General features: G+C 42.8%; 1 pseudogene. It reads left to right on the top strand.

What is annotated here, in order from left to right:
• Nucleotides 1-954: pseudogene (locus tag HLV61_RS23090) on the top strand (hypothetical protein); the annotation flags it as partial.
• Between the last annotated feature and the right edge of the window lie 442 nt (nt 955-1,396).

The following is a 1,396-nucleotide window of genomic DNA, read 5'->3' as shown; positions in this document are numbered from 1 at the left end:
GCGAAACAGAGATATTTCGATACGGTTGGGCAGAAGATGCAGACTAAAGCAGCACCCATACGGGAGGGGGTAATAGTAATCAAGCAAGAAACCACCATGCAGGAACTCCAGCAATTCGCTGCGGTCTGCAAGGAACGTTTCGGTATTGAAGCGTTTCAAATCCATATACACAAGGACGAAGGATACATGAACGCAAAGCAATGGACACCTAACCTTCACGCCCATGTAGTTTTCGATTGGACGCAGCCGAACGGGAAGAGTGTGCGTTTATCGCGTGATGACATGGCAGAACTCCAAACCATAGCATCTGAAGCACTGGGCATGGAACGTGGTGTTTCTTCTGATCGCAAACACTTATCGGCTATGCAGTACAAGACCGAATGTGCGAAAGAACAGCTTCAGGAACTATCCAACGATATATCCAGTGCGTTAGACAAGCACAAGGACGTGCAAAACCAGCTTCTTCAGCTTCAGAAAGAACTACGTTCCATTGAAACAAAGAAAAACGTCCAAAAACTCATTTCTAAGGCTTCAGAGAAGTTTTACGGCTTGATAGGGAAAACGGTTAACGATAGGGAAAAAGATGCCTTAAAAGCCAAAATAAAGGCTTTAGAGGGGGAAAATGAACAGCTATCCGATAGACTGGGAAAGGCTATACTTGAAAAAGAGCGAAACGGCACAAAGGTATTCAAAGCCGAGAACGACAAGGAGTATTATAGACAGCAAATGGACAATGCAAGGACAACCAGTAACCGACTAAGAACGGAGAACCAAGAACTAAAGACCGAAACCAAGGAATTGAAAAAAGAACTTGGTAAGATGAAAGACTTGTTCAATTCCGAACAACTGGAGGCTTTAAGGCATCATTTCCCAAACATATCAAAAGCTATGGAAGAGGGGAAAGACCTACTCAAGCAAATCACCAGAAGCAGAGGTTTCGGCATGGGTATGTAACCCCCCCCCGCCCCCAAAGGGGGAGCGACCAAACGGCAGCTTCACTCAATGGAGTGTTACGCCGTTCGGGTTCGGAAGAAATTTTGCAGGGTTCGAAAAACGGTTGTGTGCTTATTCGAAAAAAAAGTTTATGGTGTGGGCGCTCGTCGGGACGGGTGGTCCCGCCCCTTGCCGCTGGGCGCTCCCCGACCGATGATTTTTTAAGTAGTTGATTATATGCCGTTTTTAGGGTATAATAAGAACTTAAGAAATAGAATAAGTTAAGTAGTTGATACTCAATATAGGGTATTTTCCATATTGGAAAATCTGATTTTCCATATTAGAAAGTCACTCTTTCCTATTAGACGTTAAAAAGGAAAATATATTTTGCTTTTTTATTGTATTAATGGAAATTTAAATATTCCTTTGTGGAAAATCAAATTATACTTTTTCACCGATATAT

It is taken from the genome of Geodermatophilus amargosae (assembly GCF_041028265.1).
Taxonomy (GTDB): domain Bacteria; phylum Actinomycetota; class Actinomycetes; order Mycobacteriales; family Geodermatophilaceae; genus Geodermatophilus; species Geodermatophilus amargosae_A.
Note: the sequence above shows the minus strand (reverse complement) of the source record. Positions and strands in the feature narration are given on the sequence as shown.